This is a genomic window from Candidatus Symbiopectobacterium sp. NZEC135, from assembly GCF_025962695.1.
The window spans coordinates 1-1,364 of sequence record NZ_JAGFPF010000460.1; the positions used below are offsets into that span (position 1 = coordinate 1).

Sequence of the window (1,364 nt, forward strand, 5' to 3'; positions counted from 1 at the left end):
AACTGTGGGCGAATCTGTTGGATATCCCGAATAATCTGTTGCGACGCCTCGGGGCTATTGCTGGCGACCAATTTATCCAGCAACTGACCGCCGCGTTTGCGCAGATCGCCCAGCATCTCCAGCGTGCTTTTCACTTGAGCCGGATCGGTAACCAGCAGCAGTCGCTGGTAGGCAACCAGCGTGCTGTTCACCACATCGATAAGATCGGTGGTTGTCACCGTATCAGGATAAACCCGCGTGACAATCAGCTTCGCATCTTCATGAAACAACGATAGTTTCGAGATTGAGAACGCATTGACCACAAACAGCATCAGTACCAGAAAAGCAAATCCACTGCCGAGACGATAACCGATGCGCCAGTTAGCGATATTCATTCTTCACTCCTTCCCATATTGCGTATCACAGCCAGGTTATTCTTCCATTGTTAAATCCCATCAGAATGAGTGATGATCTGTTGCTGGCGAAGCCTGTCTCGCGTTAACACTAAGCAATATAAATGGCTGTTTTGTCGATGTTAGGGAAATAGCATCCCCTCACCCATTATTCAGTGCTATCATCGAAAAAATAAAATCTGACGCTAAGAATTGCGGCTTAATGTTACCCAGCAATCGCCGTCATAATACGTTGCTGATGTTGTTGTCTGCTTCGTTTCGCCCCAGATTACCCCTGATGTCTCTAGGTTTATCGGCAGTAAGCATATCATCTTTACACCATTGATCGTTTTAATCACTTAAAAATTAACAAATAAAAGTCAAAACCTATCAATATGAGTGGATCGATCGACAGAATCATGCAATAAGTAAAAGATACCTCTGCGGCTATTTTTTAATAGGATAAGTGGCGCGTCATACACAGAGAAAATAGAAAATAATTCTCGTGTGATTCTGTTCGAAAGGATATTTATTGCTGAGAGGAATAGCGTGAAATAAGCGCATGACAGCGAAGGCGGTGCTTATCGAAATAAAAAGTAAACGTGGCCCCCTTTATAATCACGACGCCCGGCGCAACACCGGGCGTCGTGAACAGCACTACTTGCGTGCCAATATCGGCTTGAGGAAACGGGCAGTGTGCGACGCTTCGCAATTGGCTACCGTCTCCGGGGTGCCGGACACCAGTATTTGACCGCCACCGCTGCCCCCTTCCGGCCCCAGGTCCACAATCCAGTCTGCGGTTTTAATCACATCCAGATTGTGCTCAATCACCACAATGGTGTTGCCCTGATCGCGCAGCTGGTGCAACACGTCCAGCAGTTGCTGAATATCGGCAAAATGCAGGCCGGTGGTCGGCTCGTCAAGAATATACAGGGTCTGACCCGTTCCCCGCTTGGACAACTCGCGGGAGAGTTTCACACGTTGTGCTTCACC

2 pseudogenes are annotated in these 1,364 nt (G+C 48.0%); both read right to left on the bottom strand.

Annotated elements, in window-relative coordinates:
* Nucleotides 1-374, bottom strand: a pseudogene (locus J5224_RS27875) (methyl-accepting chemotaxis protein); the annotation flags it as partial.
* Between the two features lie 654 nt (nucleotides 375-1,028).
* Nucleotides 1,029-1,364, bottom strand: a pseudogene (locus J5224_RS27880) (excinuclease ABC subunit UvrA); the annotation flags it as partial.